The organism is Clostridium perfringens ATCC 13124, from assembly GCF_000013285.1.
In the GTDB taxonomy this organism is placed as follows: Bacteria; Bacillota; Clostridia; order Clostridiales; family Clostridiaceae; genus Sarcina; species Sarcina perfringens.
Genome location: NC_008261.1, coordinates 1 through 19,267, shown reverse-complemented (window position 1 = coordinate 19,267; position 19,267 = coordinate 1). Strand labels below are relative to the sequence as shown.

Genomic DNA, 19,267 nt, shown 5'->3' with positions numbered 1-19,267 from the left:
TCACCCCTAGCTCTTAGATATATTCCACTAAAAATTATATCATAAAATATATATACTATTGTAATCATTCCTAAAATTATAGCAATATAAAAAAAGAGTATTCAAGTAAATTTCTATAAAATCTTAATAAATTAAAATTAGAAAAATCTACTTAAAATACTCAAATTTATTTTATATAAATTACAATATAAAATTTTTAACTAGTCCTTAGTTATTTTTTAAGAACTAATAATTAATTTACTCTTGTGACATTTTGTTTAGAATATCCCCTAATTTATTTATAAACTCTCCATAAGTTGCCCAGTCACCATTTTTTTGAGCCTCTATAGCTTTATTAAATAAATCAGCAGCTTCTTTTATTCCACTGTTATCTGAAGTTATTTCATTCTTAGGAGTTTCATCCTTATTTGAGTTTTTATTCTCTTCAGATGAACTATAATTAAATAGCTTTAAAAGTGCCTTTTCTATATTTTCTTCTATAACTATTTTATCTCCATTAGAAAGAATTACTCTTTTCATCTCAGGCATACTATTTTCTGAATTTGCCTTTAAATAAATTGTATTTAAATATAGTAATGAATCTTCTATAGGAACAATAATTATATCACCATATATAACCTCTGATCCTTTTCCAGCCCAAAGACTTATTTCCTTAGAAATGTTAGGATCCTGTTGTATTCTATTCTTGAATAAAATTGGACTATATATAGTTCTTTGAGGAGGGAATTTATACATAACTAGTTCTCCATAGTTATCTCCATCCATTCTAGCTCCTAAAAGTGCTACCATACTTTGTTTACCTCTCATATTAAAATAATCTAGAAGCATCATTTCAACATTTTCTTCATCAGGTAATTTCGTCATAAGATAAAGGCCTTCATTTTCAGCTTCATTATTTTTATTTTCTTTTGCCTTATTAAGAATAGATTCTTCCTTACCTTCATCTCCTTGACTTAGGTTCTCTCCTCCATGCTTAACAACCTCTAGTGATCTATCCCATAAATCTTCCTCAGTAAATAGTTTAATAGGATCATCTACATGATATTTTGTTAATACCTTACTTTGTAATTCAAATAAGTCTTGAGGATATCTAAAATGCTCCTTTAAATCCTCTGGCATTTCTGATAAAGGCTTAAATAAACCTTTATATATTTTTAAATAACAATTAATTATAGGGTCATTCTCATCTGTTACATAAAAATCTACATTTCCATTAAAAGCATCAACCACAACCTTAACTGAATTCCTTATATAGTTTACTCCTTCATGAGGCTCTGAAAATGGGTACTTATCTGTTGATGTATATGCATCCATCATCCAAACCAATCTTCCATCATGAACTACTATATATGGATCACTATCATAAGTTAAAAACGGAGCTATTTCTTGAACCCTCTTAACTATATTACGATTAAGAATTATTCTACTTTCTGAAGTTATGGAACTAGACATTAATATTTTAGGATTTCTTTCATAAATACTAAATAACACTCTATTAAAAGGTGTCATCTTTAATCCACCAGTTCCATTATAGTTAAATGTATTTTCTGTATCTCCTGTTGGATAGTCAAACTCTCCCCCTTCAGTATTTACAATAACATAATCATTATCACTTTCTCCAAAATAAATTCTTGGATTTTCAAGATTAATATCTGTTGTATTTACTGTTGGTATATCTTTCATAACAAAGTCAGGTTGTCCAAATTCTGTTACACTATTAACCCTACTCATAGCTAAACCATACCCATGGGTATATCTAAGATGCTTATTTTGCCATGTAGTCATAGAATCTCTGTTTATTTCCCTTGGAGATACAAATACTTGCGTATATTTACCATTTATATTATATCTATCTGTATCAGCATCATTAAATTCATAATAATTTTTTATAAGTTGAACTTGCTGATAAAAACTTAATAAAGGTCCTGTTGAATTAACCTTTAGGTTTTCAATGATATCTTTATTATCTTCTAATTTTTCACTAGTTATATTCTCGTTTGGTTCCATTTCTTTAACTTCAATCTCATCAATATTAAAAGCCTTTTTAGTAGCATCAATACTATATGAAATATAAGGTTTTTCAAGTTCCATTTCATTTGGTTTAACTACAAACTGTTGAGTAAAAATGGCTACTACAGGCTCTAAAACAATAAGTACAGCAATTGATGCAATTGATATTATAATAGGTCTAAATTTAAGCTTTAAAATTGAAATAAAAACTACTATTGAAGATATTACACAAGCTACAGCTATAACCTTATAAAATATCATTGTTATTTTAACATCTGTATAACCAGCTCCATAGGATACTCCTCTAGTACTATAAACTAAATTATATGACTTTAATAAATAGCTACACCCTATAAGCAGTGATAATACTGAAGCCAAAACTGCTAGTTGTTTTCCCGCAAACTTTCTTATTCCATAAGTTTTACTATTTATATTTATAACGTTATCCTTGTTTTGATAAATTTTATCTTTAAATCCTAAAGCTAAATATATAATAACTGTTATAAGAACTAAAATAATTATTAGGGAAATAGCTGTACTAAAAAGAGACTGTACTAAAGGTAATTTAAAAACATAAAAAGATATATCCTTATTAAAAATAGGATCTACTTCTCCAAAAGGAACCGCATTAGTAAATTGAAGAATTTTATACCACTGAGTTGTGGCAGTAGCTCCAGCTCCTAATATTGATATTACTAAATTTGATAATAAAAAGTACTTCTTAACTGACTTAAACTTAGTATCACCTACCAAGCTTCTAATACTTTTTCTCAAAGTAAATAAATATATAGCTATTACACAAAAATATAAAATAAATATAGGTACAAATAACTTACATATAGCTATAAGCTTAGTAAAAAATACATTTAAATATCCTACTTCCTTAAACCATTGAACATTAATAATAAAATTAGTTGAAACGAAAAAAACTACAACTAGAAGTAAGATACTAATAAGAACTGTATTAAGTATCTTATTTTTCAAAACTTCCCCTCCTTAAATTTTGACATTTCATATATAAAATAAAACTTCACTAAAACTAAAATTCATATAAGTCTTAAATCTAAATAATATAATTTATATAGAGTTTTAATCTAAGCAATATAAGTTATATAAATCTTTAACTAAAATAATATAAGTTTATATAGAATATTCTTTAGATTATAGCTTATTTTCTAGACATAAAATTTATATGAAGTATTATCCTTATAATTAAAGTTAAAGTAAATTATTTAACTCCACAGAATATAAATTGAAATTATTTCAACATAATTTATACTGAATATTAGCTTTAATAAAATTTATTTAAAAACTATGCACCTATTATTAAAATTAATTCATATCATCAGCTTCTTTTAATATACATAGCAATATGTTTTTACTAGATTTAATAGAGTGATGTCCTCTAATTGCTTCTACAAACTCCTTATCATAATCATCTTCCCTTAGATAATCAAATGCCTTATCACCATGATTATAATAAATATATATTGGTTTTATATTTTGAAATTTACTTATTCTATTTTTAGATATTTTTTTACCTAACACTAAAAATGACTTTGTCATTATATTTAAAGGATAATATAATTTTCCTATGTCATGTAATAATCCTAGCTTAGAAAAAATTTTTAATTCACTCTCTGAATTTATCCCTTTACTCTTAGCTAAATTAACACAATCTTTAGAAACCTTTATAGAATGTAACTGTTCTCCTTTTTTCAATCTCTTAAATAAACTAAACTCATAATCATTTAAGATTGATCTTACATAACTATAATCTAACTCTTTAAAATTTGCAGAAATAGCCCATAAAAATTGCTTTATTCTATACGACATCTTTAGGTATTCACCTTCTATTCTCATTAAAGATATTAATACTGTAAATTATACCATATAAAGATAATTATTATATATTATCTTTCCGTTAAAATATTTATCCACTAAATACTCTCTATATGTATATAACTTATTTGTTTTGTGTGGATAACTTGTTATTCTTTTTAAAATTTTGTGGAAAACTTTTAAGATTAGTTAAATCAATAGATTTATTTTAGATTTGAATATATTTAAGAAAAATAAAAAAACTCTAAACATTTGTTTAGAGTTTCTGGTGGAGGTAAGGAGATTCGAACTCCTGACCCCCTGCGTGCAAGGCAGGTGCTCTCCCAACTGAGCTATACCCCCAAAAATGGTGGACCTTCAGGGACTCGAACCCCGGACCTACCGGTTATGAGCCGGTTGCTCTAACCAACTGAGCTAAAGATCCATATTACCTGGCAACCACCTACTCTCCCACACAGTCTCCCGTGCAGTACCATCGGCCTCAATAGGCTTAACCTTCGTGTTCGGAATGGAAAACGGGTGTTACCCTAAAGAGCATCATCACCAGATGACATGTATATGTTATCAAATCTCTAATAATTTGTCAACATATTTTTGAAAGTTTTTGTTCTTTCAAAATTGCACATATTTAATTTACTATATTTGGTCAAGCCCTCGATCTATTAGTATCGGTCAGCTGAACATGTTACCATGCTTACACCCCCGACCTATCAACCTTGTGTTCTTCAAGGGATCTTACTAGCTTACGCTATGGGAAATCTCATCTTGAGGTTGGCTTCACGCTTAGATGCTTTCAGCGTTTATCCATTCCCGACTTAGCTACCCAGCTGTGCTCCTGGCGGAACAACTGGTACACCAGAGGTCAGTCCATCCCGGTCCTCTCGTACTAAGGACAGCTCCTCTCAAATTTCCTACGCCCGCGACGGATAGGGACCGAACTGTCTCACGACGTTCTGAACCCAGCTCGCGTGCCGCTTTAATGGGCGAACAGCCCAACCCTTGGGACCTACTTCAGCCCCAGGATGCGACGAGCCGACATCGAGGTGCCAAACCTCCCCGTCGATGTGGACTCTTGGGGGAGATCAGCCTGTTATCCCCGAGGTAGCTTTTATCCGTTGAGCGATGGCCCTCCCACGAGGTACCACCGGATCACTAAGCCCGACTTTCGTCCCTGCTCCACTTGTGGGTGTCGCAGTCAGGCTCCCTTCTGCCTTTGCACTCTTCGAACGATTTCCGACCGTTCTGAGGGAACCTTTGGGCGCCTCCGTTACTTTTTAGGAGGCGACCGCCCCAGTCAAACTGCCCACCTAACAATGTCCTGTGACCAGATTCATGGCCGCCAGTTAGAATTTCAGTACTGTCAGGGTGGTATCCCAAGGTTGACTCCACCAAGGCTGACGCCCTGATTTCCTAGTCTCCCACCTATCCTGTACAGACAATACCAAAACTCAATGCTAAGCTACAGTAAAGCTCTACGGGGTCTTTCCGTCCAATCGCGGGTAGCGAGCATCTTCACTCGCACTACAACTTCGCCGGATTTACAGTTGAGACAGTGCCCAAGTCATTACGCCATTCGTGCGGGTCAGAACTTACCTGACAAGGAATTTCGCTACCTTAGGACCGTTATAGTTACGGCCGCCGTTTACTGGGGCTTAAGTTCACACCTTCGCTTGCGCTAAGTGTTCCCCTTAACCTTCCAGCACCGGGCAGGCGTCAGCCCCTATACATCAGCTTACGCTTTAGCAGAGACCTGTGTTTTTGCTAAACAGTTGCTTGGGCCTATTCTCTGCGGCCTACTCTCGTAGGCACCCCTTCTCGCGAACTTACGGGGTCAATTTGCCGAGTTCCTTAACTGTAATTCTTCCGCCGGCCTTAGGATTCTCTCCTCACCTACCTGTGTCGGTTTGCGGTACGGGCACTACTTCTCTCTCTAGACGCTTTTCTTGGCAGCGTGGAATCATGTACTTCGGTTCCGTAGAACCTTCCCCATCACGCCTCAGCATTATGAGAGCGGATTTGCCTACTCTCACTGCCTAAACGCTTAGACTAGCATCCAATAGCTAGCACACACTATCCTCCTGCGTCACGCCATCGATAATAACGATGGTAGTGGTACTGGAATATCAACCAGTTGTCCATCACCTACGCCTTTCGGCCTCGGCTTAGGTCCCGACTAACCCTCAGCGGACGAACCTTCCTGAGGAAACCTTAGGTTTTCGGCCTGTGGGATTCTCACCCACATCTCGCTACTGATGCCAACATTCTCACTCGTAACCAGTCCACCGCTCCTTACGGTACGACTTCAGCCCGGTTACGACGCTCTCCTACCGCTTGAACATAAGTTCAAGCCCGTAGCTTCGGTGGTAAGTTTAGCCCCGTTACATTTTCGGCGCAAGATCTCTCGACTAGTGAGCTATTACGCACTCTTTTAATGAATGGCTGCTTCTAAGCCAACATCCTAGTTGTCTTAGAAATCTCACATCCTTTCCCACTTAACTTACACTTTGGGACCTTAGCTGACGATCTGGGCTGTTTCCCTTTTGACCACGGATCTTATCATTCGTAGTCTGACTGCCGAGCTCAAAGTATGTGGCATTCGGAGTTTGATAAGGTTCGGTAAGCGCTATGCCCCCTAGCCCATTCAGTGCTCTACCTCCACTACTCATACTCGACGCTAGCCCTAAAGCTATTTCGGAGAGAACCAGCTATCTCCGGGTTCGATTGGAATTTCTCCGCTATCCACAGCTCATCCCATGCTTTTTCAACAGCAACGTGGTTCGGTCCTCCACGAGGTTTTACCCTCGCTTCAACCTGGCCATGGATAGGTCACCCGGTTTCGGGTCTACGGCATGCAACTAGTCGCCCTATTCAGACTCGGTTTCCCTTCGGCTCCGTACCTTAAGTACTTAACCTTGCTACATACCGTAACTCGTTGGCTCGTTCTACAAAAAGCACCTCATCACCCTCATAAGGGGCTCTGAGCGGTTGTAGGCACACGGTTTCAGGTTCTATTTCACTCCCCTCCCGGGGTTCTTTTCACCTTTCCCTCACGGTACTGCTTCACTATCGGTCATCAGGTAGTATTTAGCCTTGGGAGGTGGTCCTCCCTGCTTCCCACAAGGTTTCACGTGTCTCGTGGTACTCTGGATCATAACTCGTGGTCTTCTCGTTTCACTTACAGGACTATTACCTTCTACGGTGGAACTTTCCAGTTCTCTTCAGTTACAATAGCCTCCACTTTGATGCTATGTCCACAACCCCGGAAACAAGTTTCCGGTTTGGGCTCTTTCCCTTTCGCTCGCCGCTACTAAGAAAATCGATTTTTCTTTCTCTTCCTCCAGGTACTTAGATGTTTCAGTTCCCTGGGTTACCTTCATTAAGCTATGTATTCACTTAATGATACATGGGGTTTCCCATGTGAGTTTCCTCATTCGGAGATCTTCGGATCTCAGGCTATGTGCGCCTACCCGAAGCTTATCGCAGCTTATCACGTCCTTCATCGGCTCCTGATGCCAAGGCATTCACCATGCGCCCTTTGTAGCTTGACCTATATTAGTTATAGTTCTCATTTTACAAAGAATAGAAATTGGTTTTGCCAATTTGGCTTGTTGTTTCTATAAATTAAATTATGTGCAATTTTCAAAGAACAATTTTGAGAGATAGTCTCTCAAAATTAAACAGAGATATTATCCAGAATTCATTATCATCTTAGTTGTCCTAAGACGTATTCCTTAGAAAGGAGGTGATCCAGCCGCAGGTTCTCCTACGGCTACCTTGTTACGACTTCACCCCAATCGCTGACCCTACCTTCGGCCGCTGCCTCCTTGCGGTTAGCTCACGGACTTCGGGTATTGCCAACTCTCATGGTGTGACGGGCGGTGTGTACAAGACCCGGGAACGTATTCACCGCGACATTCTGATTCGCGATTACTAGTAACTCCAGCTTCATGTAGGCGAGTTTCAGCCTACAATCCGAACTGAGACTGGTTTTTAAGTTTGGCTCCACCTCGCGGTATTGCATCTCTCTGTACCAGCCATTGTAGCACGTGTGTAGCCCTACACATAAGGGGCATGATGATTTGACGTCATCCCCACCTTCCTCCTGGTTAACCCAGGCAGTCTCGCTAGAGTCCTCAACTTAATGGTAGTAACTAACGACAAGGGTTGCGCTCGTTGCGGGACTTAACCCAACATCTCACGACACGAGCTGACGACAACCATGCACCACCTGTCACCTTGTCCCCGAAGGGATTTCCTCGATTAAGAGTAATGCAAGGGATGTCAAGTGTAGGTAAGGTTCTTCGCGTTGCTTCGAATTAAACCACATGCTCCGCTACTTGTGCGGGTCCCCGTCAATTCCTTTGAGTTTTAATCTTGCGACCGTACTCCCCAGGCGGAATACTTAATGCGTTAGCGGCGGCACGGAGGTGTTGAAACCCCCACACCTAGTATTCATCGTTTACGGCGTGGACTACCAGGGTATCTAATCCTGTTTGCTCCCCACGCTTTCGAGCCTCAGCGTCAGTTACAGTCCAGAGAGTCGCCTTCGCCACTGGTGTTCTTCCTAATCTCTACGCATTTCACCGCTACACTAGGAATTCCACTCTCCTCTCCTGCACTCTAGATAACCAGTTTGGAATGCAGCACCCAAGTTGAGCCCGGGTATTTCACATCCCACTTAATCATCCGCCTACGCTCCCTTTACGCCCAGTAAATCCGGATAACGCTCGCCACCTACGTATTACCGCGGCTGCTGGCACGTAGTTAGCCGTGGCTTCCTCCTTGGGTACCGTCATTATCTTCCCCAAAGACAGAGCTTTACGATCCGAAAACCTTCATCACTCACGCGGCGTTGCTGCATCAGGGTTTCCCCCATTGTGCAATATTCCCCACTGCTGCCTCCCGTAGGAGTCTGGGCCGTGTCTCAGTCCCAATGTGGCCGATCACCCTCTCAGGTCGGCTACGCATCGTCGCCTTGGTAGGCCGTTACCCCACCAACTAGCTAATGCGCCGCGGGTCCATCTCATAGCGGATTGCTCCTTTGGTTGAATGATGATGCCATCTTTCAACGTTATGCGGTATTAATCTTCCTTTCGGAAGGCTATTCCACTCTATGAGGCAGGTTACCCACGTGTTACTCACCCGTCCGCCGCTAATCCGTTTCCCGAAGGAAACTTCATCGCTCGACTTGCATGTGTTAAGCACGCCGCCAGCGTTCATCCTGAGCCAGGATCAAACTCTCAATTTAAAAGTTTAATCTATACTCATATTACTTATAAAAGAATTGCTGGTTTATGTTAATATCTTCTGTTTAATTTTCAAAGACCATTTCTTTGTCGCTCTCAAGCGACTTCTTTAGTTTAACATCACTTTCGAACTTTGTCAACATTTTTCTTCAAAAAACTTTTTTAACTTATTTGCTAAGTTTTGTTTTTTGTTTTGTTGCTGTTCGTCAGCGACAAGTAATATCTTATCACATAAGGTTACATAAACATTTAGTTTATATGCTATATTATAAAATTATATTATATTTTCTCTTAATTTCTTTATTTTTCTCAAAAATTTAATTATTGATACACTTGGTAAAGTTTATATTATATTTATACTATTTATTTGCTATTCGTAAGGATTTTTAGATATTTTAATATAATAATTTGCCTAATAAAACTCTTTTTAATCTAGTTAAGTTTTATTTATATTTTATTATTTAACTTAAAAAATATGAATTTTAATAGAAAAATTTAAGAAATAAAAAAACTCTGATGCTAAAAGCACCAGAGTTTCATTAAAAATTATTAGTTTTCTTCATCCTTAACTTCAGTAGCTACTTCTTCTACAATTATATTTGTATCTTCTGATTCATCTAATAAAGTCATTTCTTCTTCCTCTTCATTAGTATCTCCAGAGATTTTAGCAATAGTTACAACAGCTTCATCTTCTAGAGTCCTCATAAGTTTAACTCCCATTGCAGATCTACTTGTAACTGAAATATCACTTACATTTATTCTTATAGCTACCCCTTGGTTATTTATAAGCATAAGCTCATCATCTTCTTTACATACAGTAGCACCAACTACTTTACCAGTCTTATCAGATACTTTATATGTTATAAGACCTATTCCACCTCTATTTTGAACTTTATATTCATCTAGGTTAGTTCTCTTACCATAACCATTTTCACTGACAACTAGTAATTTTTCGTCTTCTACAGCTATATCCATACAAACAGCAACGTCGCCTTCTCTTAAGCTTATAGCTTTAACTCCAGATGCAGTTCTACCCATAGGTCTAACATCTGTTTCATTAAATCTTATAGCATTACCGTCTTGAGTTACAAATATAATATCTGCGTCTCCATATGTTATTTTAGCTCTTAGAAGCTCGTCACCTTCTCTAAGGTTTAATGCTATTAATCCATTCTTTCTTATGTTCTTGAAGTCTTTTAATGGTGTTTTCTTAACTATTCCTAGTTTAGTTCCCATAAATAAGTATCCATCTTCTTGAACATCCTTAAATGAAAGAACAGTTTGTATTTTTTCATCTGCTTCTAATGGTAATATATTTACAAGATTTGTTCCCTTAGCAGTTCTTCCTGCGTCTGGTACTTCATAAGCTTTTATCTTATAAACCTTACCCTTAGTTGTAAAGAATAATAAGTTTGAGTGTGTTGATGTTACAAGTACATTTTCAACAAAGTCATCTTCTTTTGTTGTCATTGCTTGTATTCCCTTACCACCTCTCTTTTGAGCTGAGTAAACATCTGAAGATATTCTCTTAATATATCCAGTATGAGTAAGAGTTATTACAACATCCTCTTCTTGTATTAAGTCTTCTATATCTATTTCATTTTCTTGTTTTTCTATTTGTGTTCTTCTTTCATCTGAGTACTTAGCTTTTATTTCTAGAAGCTCTTCTTTTATAACCTCTAATAATCTTTCCTCACTAGCTAAGATTGCATTTAAGTAATCTATTAACTTCATAAGCTCATTATACTCATTTTCAATCTTATCTCTTTCAAGACCAGTAAGTCTTCTAAGTCTCATTTCTAAGATTGCAGCAGCTTGCTTTTCACTTAAACTAAATCTTTCAATAAGTGTGTTTTTAGCTATTTCTGAAGTCTTAGAACTTCTTATTATATTTATAACATCATCAATATTATCAAGGGCTATTATTAATCCTTCTAATATGTGCGCTCTCTCTTTAGCTTTATTAAGCTCAAATTGAGTTCTTCTAGTTATAACATCCTTTTGGAAGTTTATATAGTGAACTAAAACTTGTTTTAAGTTTAATATTTGTGGTTGATTATCAACTAAAGCAAGCATTATAACTCCAAATGTGTCTTGCATTTTTGTGTGTTTATATAAAAGGTTTAATGTAACATTTGGATTTGCATCTCTCTTAAGTTCTATAACCATTCTCATACCTTCTCTATCAGATTCATCTCTTAAATCTGATATTCCAGTAATTTTTTTGTCCTTAACAAGATCTGCAATATATTCTATAAGCTTAGCCTTATTAACTTGGTATGGAAGTTCAGTTACTATTATTTTATGTCTTCCATTTTCCTCTTCAATTTCAGCTTTAGCTCTTACTACTATTCTACCTTTTCCAGTTTCATAAGCAGCTCTTATTCCTGATTTACCCATTATTATTCCTGCTGTAGGGAAATCTGGTCCTTTAATGTATGTCATTAATTCTAAGCTTGTTAATTCTGGATTGTCTATAAGAGCTATAGTTCCATCAATTACCTCACCTAAGTTATGTGGTGGTATATTAGTAGCCATACCAACAGCTATCCCTGATGAACCATTAACTAAAAGGTTAGGATATCTTGAAGGTAATACAACTGGTTCTTTTTCCTCACCATCAAAGTTTGGAATAAAATCAACTGTATTTTTATTAATATCTCTAAGCATTTCAGAAGCTATTTTATTCATTTTAGCTTCTGTATATCTCATTGCCGCTGCTGAGTCTCCATCAACAGAACCAAAGTTACCATGTCCGTCAACAAGCATATATCTTAAAGAGAAATCCTGTGCCATTCTAACTAATGCATCATAAACTGATGAATCACCATGTGGGTGGTATTTACCTAAAACTTCCCCAACTATTCTGGCACATTTTCTATATCCTCTTTCAGGATATAGTCCTAATTCTTGCATTGAATATAAAATTCTTCTGTGAACTGGTTTTAAACCATCTCTAACATCTGGTAATGCTCTACCAACAATAACGCTCATAGCATAATCTATGTAGCACTTTTTCATTTCTTTATTTATATCTATGGGTATTACTTTTCCCTCATTTAAGCTCATGTACTTCACCTCATATTAGTACTATATATCTAAATTGCTAACATTTTTAGCATTCTTCTGAATAAATTCTCTTCTTGGCTCTACTTTATCGCCCATAAGAATTGTAAATATCTCATCAGCTACCATAGCATCCTCAATATCTGCTCTTAATAATATTCTTGATTCTGGATCCATAGTAGTTTCCCAAAGTTGTCCTGCGTTCATTTCTCCAAGACCTTTGTATCTTTGAACATTTACACTACTATCCTTTCCACCAAACTCTTCTATTATTTCATCTGCAGCAGCATCTGAGTATGCATATCTCTCTTGTTTTCCTTTAGAAATTTTATATAGTGGTGGTTGCGCTATATAAACGTGTCCTTGCTCAACTAAGTCTCTCATATATCTATAGAAGAATGTTAATAATAGAGTTCTTATGTGAGCACCATCAACGTCAGCATCAGTCATGATTATTATTCTATTATATCTTATTTTTTCTATATCAAACTCAGGTCCTATACCAGCTCCAATTGCAGTTACCATTGATCTTATAGTATCTGAACCTAAGATTTTATCCAATCTTTGCTTTTCTACGTTCATTATTTTACCTCTTAAAGGTAATATAGCTTGGAATTTTCTATCTCTTCCTTGCTTTGCAGATCCACCAGCTGAGTCTCCCTCAACTATGTAAATTTCACATTCCTTTGGATCTTTTGATGAACAATCAGCAAGTTTACCTGGTAATGAACTTCTTTCAAGTACTGATTTTCTTGTAAGTTCTCTAGCTCTTCTTGCAGCTTCTCTAGCTCTTGATGCTAATAAAGCTTTTTCTATTATAATTTTACCAACCTCAGGATTTTCTTCTAAGAAAGTAGAAATTCCTTCTCCTGAAATTGAATCAACAGCACTTCTAACTTCACTATTTCCTAATTTAGTTTTAGTTTGACCTTCAAATTGAGGCTCAGATATTTTAACAGAAACAACAGCAGTTAAACCTTCTCTTATGTCATCTCCTGATAAATTCTTATCTGATTCCTTTAAGTGACCAAATCTTCTACCATAATCATTCATTACTCTTGTTAAAGCAGTTTTAAATCCTGCTAAGTGAGTACCACCTTCAACAGTGTCTATATTATTAGCAAAAGTAAAGATATTTTCATTGAAACCATCATGGTATTGTAAAGAAACCTCTACAGCAATTCCATCTTTAAGACCTTCTACATAAATTGGTTCATCATGTAAAACCTCTTTATTTCTATTTAGATAACTTACAAAAGATTTTATACCACCTTCATAGTGATATACTTCTTCTTTAACTTCATCTTCTCTTTCATCAATAAGAGTTATGTTTATTCCCTTATTTAAGAAAGCTAATTCTCTAAGTCTTTGTGATAAAATTTCAAAATCATATTCAGTTTCTTCGAATATTTCATGGTCAGGCTTAAAGTGAACTTTAGTTCCACTACCTTCAGCTTCTCCTATTTTCTCTAAACCTGTAAGCACAGCCCCTCTTTTATAAGACTGTTTCCAAACATATCCATCTCTTGTTACAATTACTTCGCATAATTCTGAAAGAGCATTAACTACAGATGCACCAACACCATGTAATCCACCAGATACTTTGTATCCGCCGCCTCCGAATTTACCTCCAGCATGTAGAACTGTCATTATAACTTCTACAGTTGGTTTTCCCATCTTTGGATGAATTCCTACTGGCATACCTCTTCCGTCATCAACTACAGTAACTGAATTATCCTTGTGTATGTATACTTTTATATTTTTACAGTATCCAGCTAATGCTTCATCAATACTGTTATCAACAATTTCGTAAACTAAATGATGAAGACCTCTTGAACTAGTACTACCAATGTACATTCCTGGTCTTTTTCTTACAGCTTCTAGTCCCTCTAAGACTTGAATCTGACTTGCATCATAATTTTGATTGTTTTGCTCCAACATATAACTCCTCCTATATAGCAGCAATTTACCTTTTATAGGGTCTTCCGTGAATAATCTCAAACAACTTAGTCGAAATTCCTTCAATCCTCACACTTAATGTAAACATTATTTAAGAGCTATTAATTTAAAGGCTATGGGTTAACCCTTCCCAAAATAAATGTGGCAATCCTATTTTTATAAAATCTTTTAAAAATAAATCTTTAGTAATAACCTCAAATTTATCTTAATTCAAAAATTTAAGGATTATAATTAATATCTGTACGCTTTGTTAATGTAGATGATGAAATAGGTGAAAGATATACCTTACTCATTTTATCTATCTCAGCTATAACAAAAGATTTTGGCTTTTCATCTGTAATTCTTTCAACAAAGCCATCCTCTTCAGCCATTCTTAAGAATTGTATAGTATCTGAACTATACATAGCAGTTTGTATATCGAATATTCCTATAACATCTTTAACTGGAACTACTACATTCTCTCCTAAGTGTAAAAACACAAATACTCCTCCTTTAACATTGAATACGTCCATTTATAACTCTAAATACTTTTGAGTTTTCATCTAAATAACTGGTTAGATCTTCTATTCCCGTACATGTTATTACTGTTTGTATATTTTTTATTGATGTTAAAACATATCTTTTTCTATTAAAGTCTAATTCTGACAATACATCATCTAATAATAACACAGGATATTCACCTGTTATTTCTTTTATTATTTTTAAAGATGCAAATTTTATTGTTAATACACTAGTTCTTTGCTGACCTTGTGAACCATAAATCTTTGCATCTATATTATTTAAATATATATTAAAATCATCTCTATGTGGACCTATAGATGTAGCTCTTTTATCTATATCCTTTTTTCTATTTTGTTCTAATAGTTTTATCATAGAATCTTTAATATTATCTAAATCTTTTACAGTGGAAATATATTTAAATTCAATTTCTTCTTTTCCTGAAGTTATCTCTTTATGAATTTCTTTAGAATATTTGTTTAACTGTTCTATATATTTTAATCTAGTCTTTATAATATTCTCTCCATATTGAGCCAATTGTATATCATATATGTCTAACATTTCCTCATTTATATTTTTATTCTTTAAAACTAAATTTCTTTCATGTAAGACTTTATTATATTGAACTAAATTATGATAATACCTTTTGTTTAATTGGCTAAGTTCCATATCAATAAATCTTCTTCTTATTCCAGGAGATTCTTTTACTATTTTTAAATCTTCTGGAGAGAACATAACTACGTTAAATGTTCCAATTAATTCTCCAATTTTACTTATCTTTATTGAATTTATGCTAATAGCTTTTTTTCCGTCTTTTAAAATATTCACATCTATGATTTTGTCTAATCTATCCTTATGAACATCTAACCTTATAAAAGCTCTGTCCTTATTCCACTCTATTAGCTCCTTGTCTCTATTAGTTCTGTGTGACTTAGCAAATCCACAATAATATATAGCTTCTATTACATTGGTTTTACCTTGTGCATTATCACCTATAAAGACATTTACATTAGGACAAAGCTTAATTGATAAATTTTCATAATTTCTATAATTAATTAATTGCAAACTTTTTATATACATAAAAACACCTATATTTAATTATACCATATTCTTATGTTCTTTAGGCTATGTATCTTTAAATTAACTTATAAATTTCCCCATTGAACTCTACAGTATCATCAACTCTTAATTTTTTTCCTCTTTGAGTACATACTTCACCATTTACTAAAACTTCTCCGTCCATTATGAACATTTTAGCTTCTGATCCTAAGCTAACTGCTCCACACCATTTTAAAAATGAATCTAACTTTATAAACTCTGTATTAATTTTTACTTCTTGCATAATTATACACACAATGTATATTTAAAAATTACATTGTTTCTCCTTTCAAAAAAATAAAATAAAAAATAGTCTATGGTGAGTTTAGCAATACTAAACTCACCATAGTTATAAAAATCTAATTTAAATTATCTTGCTATTCTAACAGGTAGAACTAAATATTCACATAAATCATTGTTCTTATTTCTTATAATACATGGAGATATGCTACTTGTCATTCTTAATTCTATTTTGTCCTCTTCCATATTTTTTAAAACATCTAGTAAGTATTTTGAGTTAAATGCAATTTGAATTTCATCTCCTTGCAATTTGATAGTAACCTCTTCTCTAACTTTTCCTAATTGAGAATTAGATGTGATTACTATATTTTCATCAGTTATATCAAACTTAACTAAGTTACTATTTCCTTCCTTAGCCATAAGAGATGCTCTTTCAATACCATTTTGAAGAGTTTGTTTATCAACTTCAATTTGTAACTTATGTTCTTTTGGTAATAAGGCATCATACTTTATGAATTCACCTTCTAGCAATCTAGAAATAACTTTTGTATCTCCCATATTAAATAATATGTGATTTGGGGTAAATGTTATGTTGACTATTTCCTCTGAATCTTCTAATATCTTAGCTACTTCGTTAAGTGTCTTTCCTGGTATAACAGCATTAATTGTATTGTTAGTATCTATATTCTCTGTTCTTATTGCTAATCTATATCCATCTAAAGCTACTAAGTTTAATTTAGAGTCCTTAATTTCGAATAATATACCTTGAAGAATAGGTCTAGTTTCATCTTGAGCTATGGCAAAAGAAGTTCCTTTTATCATATTTTTAAGAATTCCTTGGTTTATTGAGAATATCATATTCTCGTTTATCTTAGGTAAGCTTGGAAAATCTTCTGCATTCATATGTAATAAATCAAATACAGATTTTTGACAAGTTATTCTTATAGCTTCTTCTGATACTGTTTCTATTTTAATTTTATCGTTAGGTAACTTTCTTATTATCTCTCCAAATATTTTAGCATCAACAACTAACTTCCCTGGTTCAGTAACATCAGCTTCAAATTTAGTTTCTATACTAACATCTTTATCTGATCCTATTATAGTTACTATGTTCTCAGAAGCTTCTATGTATAGACCTTCTAAGATAGGCATTGTTGATTTTCCAGTTATAGCTTTTTGAGCTATAGCTATAGATTCTTGTAATTTATTTTTGTCACATGTAAATATCAAAATAAAAACCCTCCTTTTAGGACTTATTCACATAAGTTATACACAGTGTGAATTTTTGAATAATAGATATATTAATAGATAATAAATATAATAATAATAGTAATAGTACCTGTGGATTTGTGGATAAAACCTGGACACCTTTGTATACCAAGGCTTACAGGGATTTTTTACTTGTGGATAACCTGTAGATTACTGTGAACAATTATCCACAATAAAATAACAGGCAAAAAATAATAAACATAATAATTCACAGGTTATCCACAGATAATATACAGTTATTATGTACTTTGTTAATTACTTTTGAGTAAGCTTTTTAGTAATGTCATTAATCATGCTTTGTAGACCTTCATCAGTCTTTAAATTTTCAGAAATTTTTTCATAAGCATGAATTACTGTAGTATGATCTCTTCCACCAAATTCTTCACCTATTTTAGGTAAAGACATATCTGTAAGTTTTCTACTTAAATACATAGCAATTTGACGAGGATAAGCTATATTTCTAGTTCTTCTTTGAGATTTTAAATCCTCTATTCTTAAATTATAATAATTTGCTACGGATTCTTGAATAGTTTTTACTGTAACTGGAGCACTTTCTTTATTAGATATTATATCTTTAAGTGCTTCTGAAGCTAAATCAACGCTTACATCCCTATTAGTTAGAGAGGAATAAGCTATTATTCTTATAAGTGCGCCTTCTAATTCTCTTATATTTGATTTGATTTTAGTAGCTATATATACCATAACTTCATTTGGTACATTTAAGCCTTCAACATCAGCTTTTTTCTTTAGTATTGCCATTCTAGTTTCGAAATCAGGTGGTTGAATATCTGCTATTAAACCCCATTCAAATCTAGATCTTAACCTGTCTTCTAATGTAGGAATTTCCTTAGGCGGTCTATCTGATGATAGTATAATTTGTTTATTCTCTTCATGTAGAGCATTAAAGGTATGGAAGAACTCTTCTTGAGTACGTTCTTTACCTGCTATGAATTGAATATCATCTATTAATAAAACATCGACTTTTCTATATTTGTTTCTAAACTCTTCATTCTTATCATCTTTAATAGCATTAATAAGTTCATTAGTGAATTTTTCAGATGATACATAAACTACTTTTGCTTTAGGATTTTCTTGAAGAATATAATGTCCTATTGCATGCATTAAGTGAGTTTTTCCAAGTCCTACTCCTCCATAGATAAATAATGGGTTATAAGCTTTTGCTGGTGATTCTGCAACAGCTAAAGATGCTGCATGAGCAAAGCGGTTACTATTACCTATTACAAAGGATTGGAAAGTATATTTAGGATTTAATGTAGCTGACATTTCATCACTTACAACTATAGATCCATCGACATCATTTGTATTCTCTTTCTTCTCTTCTTTCTGCTTTTCCTCATTTTCTTTTTCTTCTTCTAAATCAGACTCAAGATAGAACTCTATTTTAAACTTTCTAGATGTAACTATCTTTAAAGCTTGAATTAATAAGTCTTTATATCTTGTATCTAAAATCCCTTTAGTGAATTCATTAGGAACAGAAAGTTTTAATATATTATCTGAAATTGATATAGGAGTACAGCTTTTAATCCAAGTGTTAAAGCTTATTTCAGAAATTTCTCCTTTTATTATGTTCAATGCTTGTTCCCAGAGATTATTTAGTTGGGCATCCATCTTCTATCCTCCAATCATAAAATGATTTTAACTTTTAGTTATGCACATATAATTAACATATTAGATTATTACTTTACATGTTGTGAATAAAATTATTAACAGGCTGTTGATAATGTGGATAAATTTTATTATAAAAAAATTATCAACAAGAAATATACACAGTTCTTGTTGAAAGTTTAAAATATATAAAACCGTTGAAATAAAAGGATTATAAAGACTATAAATAAAAAATAATAAGAATAATATACAAGTTATCAACAGGATTATTCACAAGTGTGGATAAGTTGTTATATTAGATAAAGTTATTCACAATGCATTAATATGATAACATAAAGGTATAGTTGGATTCAATAAGTTATCCACAAAAATAACAGCTGTTGATAACTTATTTTGTGTAAAACTTATTTAGA

General features: G+C 33.8%; 9 protein-coding genes, 2 tRNA genes and 3 rRNA genes. All 14 read right to left on the bottom strand.

What is annotated here, in order from left to right:
* Nucleotides 1-237: 237 nt before the first annotated feature.
* Nucleotides 238-2,994 carry a UPF0182 family protein gene (locus CPF_RS00075; RefSeq protein ID WP_011590027.1) on the bottom strand — a complete coding sequence of 919 codons (2,757 nt, stop codon included), beginning with the start codon at nucleotides 2,992-2,994 and terminating at the stop codon, nucleotides 238-240.
* A 348-nt stretch (nucleotides 2,995-3,342) separates the two neighbouring features.
* Nucleotides 3,343-3,846 (bottom strand): HD domain-containing protein, encoded by a 504-nt coding sequence (locus tag CPF_RS00070; protein ID WP_011590026.1) that lies wholly within the window; start codon nucleotides 3,844-3,846, stop codon nucleotides 3,343-3,345.
* Nucleotides 3,847-4,118: 272 nt separating this feature from the next.
* Nucleotides 4,119-4,194 (bottom strand) — tRNA-Ala (locus CPF_RS00065).
* 5 nt (nucleotides 4,195-4,199) lie between these two features.
* Nucleotides 4,200-4,276, bottom strand: a tRNA-Ile gene (locus CPF_RS00060).
* 5 nt (nucleotides 4,277-4,281) lie between these two features.
* Nucleotides 4,282-4,400, bottom strand: a 5S ribosomal RNA gene (rrf, locus tag CPF_RS00055).
* A 94-nt stretch (nucleotides 4,401-4,494) separates the two neighbouring features.
* Nucleotides 4,495-7,400: ribosomal RNA gene (locus CPF_RS00050) — 23S ribosomal RNA — on the bottom strand.
* A gap of 187 nt (nucleotides 7,401-7,587) precedes the next feature.
* Nucleotides 7,588-9,100, bottom strand: a 16S ribosomal RNA gene (locus CPF_RS00045).
* Together the 16S, 23S and 5S rRNA genes with 2 tRNA genes alongside form the textbook arrangement of a ribosomal RNA operon.
* Nucleotides 9,101-9,647: 547 nt before the next feature.
* Nucleotides 9,648-12,167, bottom strand: a complete 2,520-nt coding sequence (gyrA, locus tag CPF_RS00040) for a DNA gyrase subunit A (RefSeq protein WP_003470357.1) — start codon at nucleotides 12,165-12,167, stop codon at nucleotides 9,648-9,650.
* A gap of 21 nt (nucleotides 12,168-12,188) precedes the next feature.
* Complete coding sequence (gyrB, locus tag CPF_RS00035) at nucleotides 12,189-14,105, bottom strand: DNA topoisomerase (ATP-hydrolyzing) subunit B (RefSeq protein WP_003466052.1); 1,917 nt, start codon at nucleotides 14,103-14,105, stop codon at nucleotides 12,189-12,191.
* Between the two features lie 236 nt (nucleotides 14,106-14,341).
* Nucleotides 14,342-14,602, bottom strand: a complete 261-nt coding sequence (gene remB / locus CPF_RS00030) for an extracellular matrix regulator RemB (RefSeq protein ID WP_003451015.1) — start codon at nucleotides 14,600-14,602, stop codon at nucleotides 14,342-14,344.
* A 13-nt stretch (nucleotides 14,603-14,615) separates the two neighbouring features.
* Nucleotides 14,616-15,701, bottom strand: a complete 1,086-nt coding sequence (gene recF, locus CPF_RS00025; RefSeq protein ID WP_003450989.1) for a DNA replication/repair protein RecF — start codon at nucleotides 15,699-15,701, stop codon at nucleotides 14,616-14,618.
* A 55-nt stretch (nucleotides 15,702-15,756) separates the two neighbouring features.
* Nucleotides 15,757-15,963, bottom strand: a complete 207-nt coding sequence (yaaA, locus tag CPF_RS00020; protein WP_003470354.1) for a S4 domain-containing protein YaaA — start codon at nucleotides 15,961-15,963, stop codon at nucleotides 15,757-15,759.
* 125 nt (nucleotides 15,964-16,088) lie between these two features.
* Nucleotides 16,089-17,189, bottom strand: a complete 1,101-nt coding sequence (gene dnaN / locus CPF_RS00015; RefSeq protein WP_003451044.1) for a DNA polymerase III subunit beta — start codon at nucleotides 17,187-17,189, stop codon at nucleotides 16,089-16,091.
* Between the two features lie 294 nt (nucleotides 17,190-17,483).
* Nucleotides 17,484-18,857, bottom strand: coding sequence for a chromosomal replication initiator protein DnaA (dnaA, locus tag CPF_RS00010; RefSeq protein ID WP_003451025.1), 1,374 nt, complete (start codon nucleotides 18,855-18,857; stop codon nucleotides 17,484-17,486).
* Nucleotides 18,858-19,267: the final 410 nt, after the last annotated feature.

Coding starts and splice junctions, on each gene's coding strand:
- CPF_RS00070 (WP_011590026.1), bottom strand. CDS start 3,846: ATGTCGTATAGAATAAAGCAATTTTTATGGGCTATTTCTGCAAATTTT.
- gyrB (WP_003466052.1), bottom strand. CDS start 14,105: ATGTTGGAGCAAAACAATCAAAATTATGATGCAAGTCAGATTCAAGTC.
- recF (WP_003450989.1), bottom strand. CDS start 15,701: ATGTATATAAAAAGTTTGCAATTAATTAATTATAGAAATTATGAAAAT.
- gyrA (WP_003470357.1), bottom strand. CDS start 12,167: ATGAGCTTAAATGAGGGAAAAGTAATACCCATAGATATAAATAAAGAA.
- yaaA (WP_003470354.1), bottom strand. CDS start 15,963: ATGCAAGAAGTAAAAATTAATACAGAGTTTATAAAGTTAGATTCATTT.
- dnaA (WP_003451025.1), bottom strand. CDS start 18,857: ATGGATGCCCAACTAAATAATCTCTGGGAACAAGCATTGAACATAATA.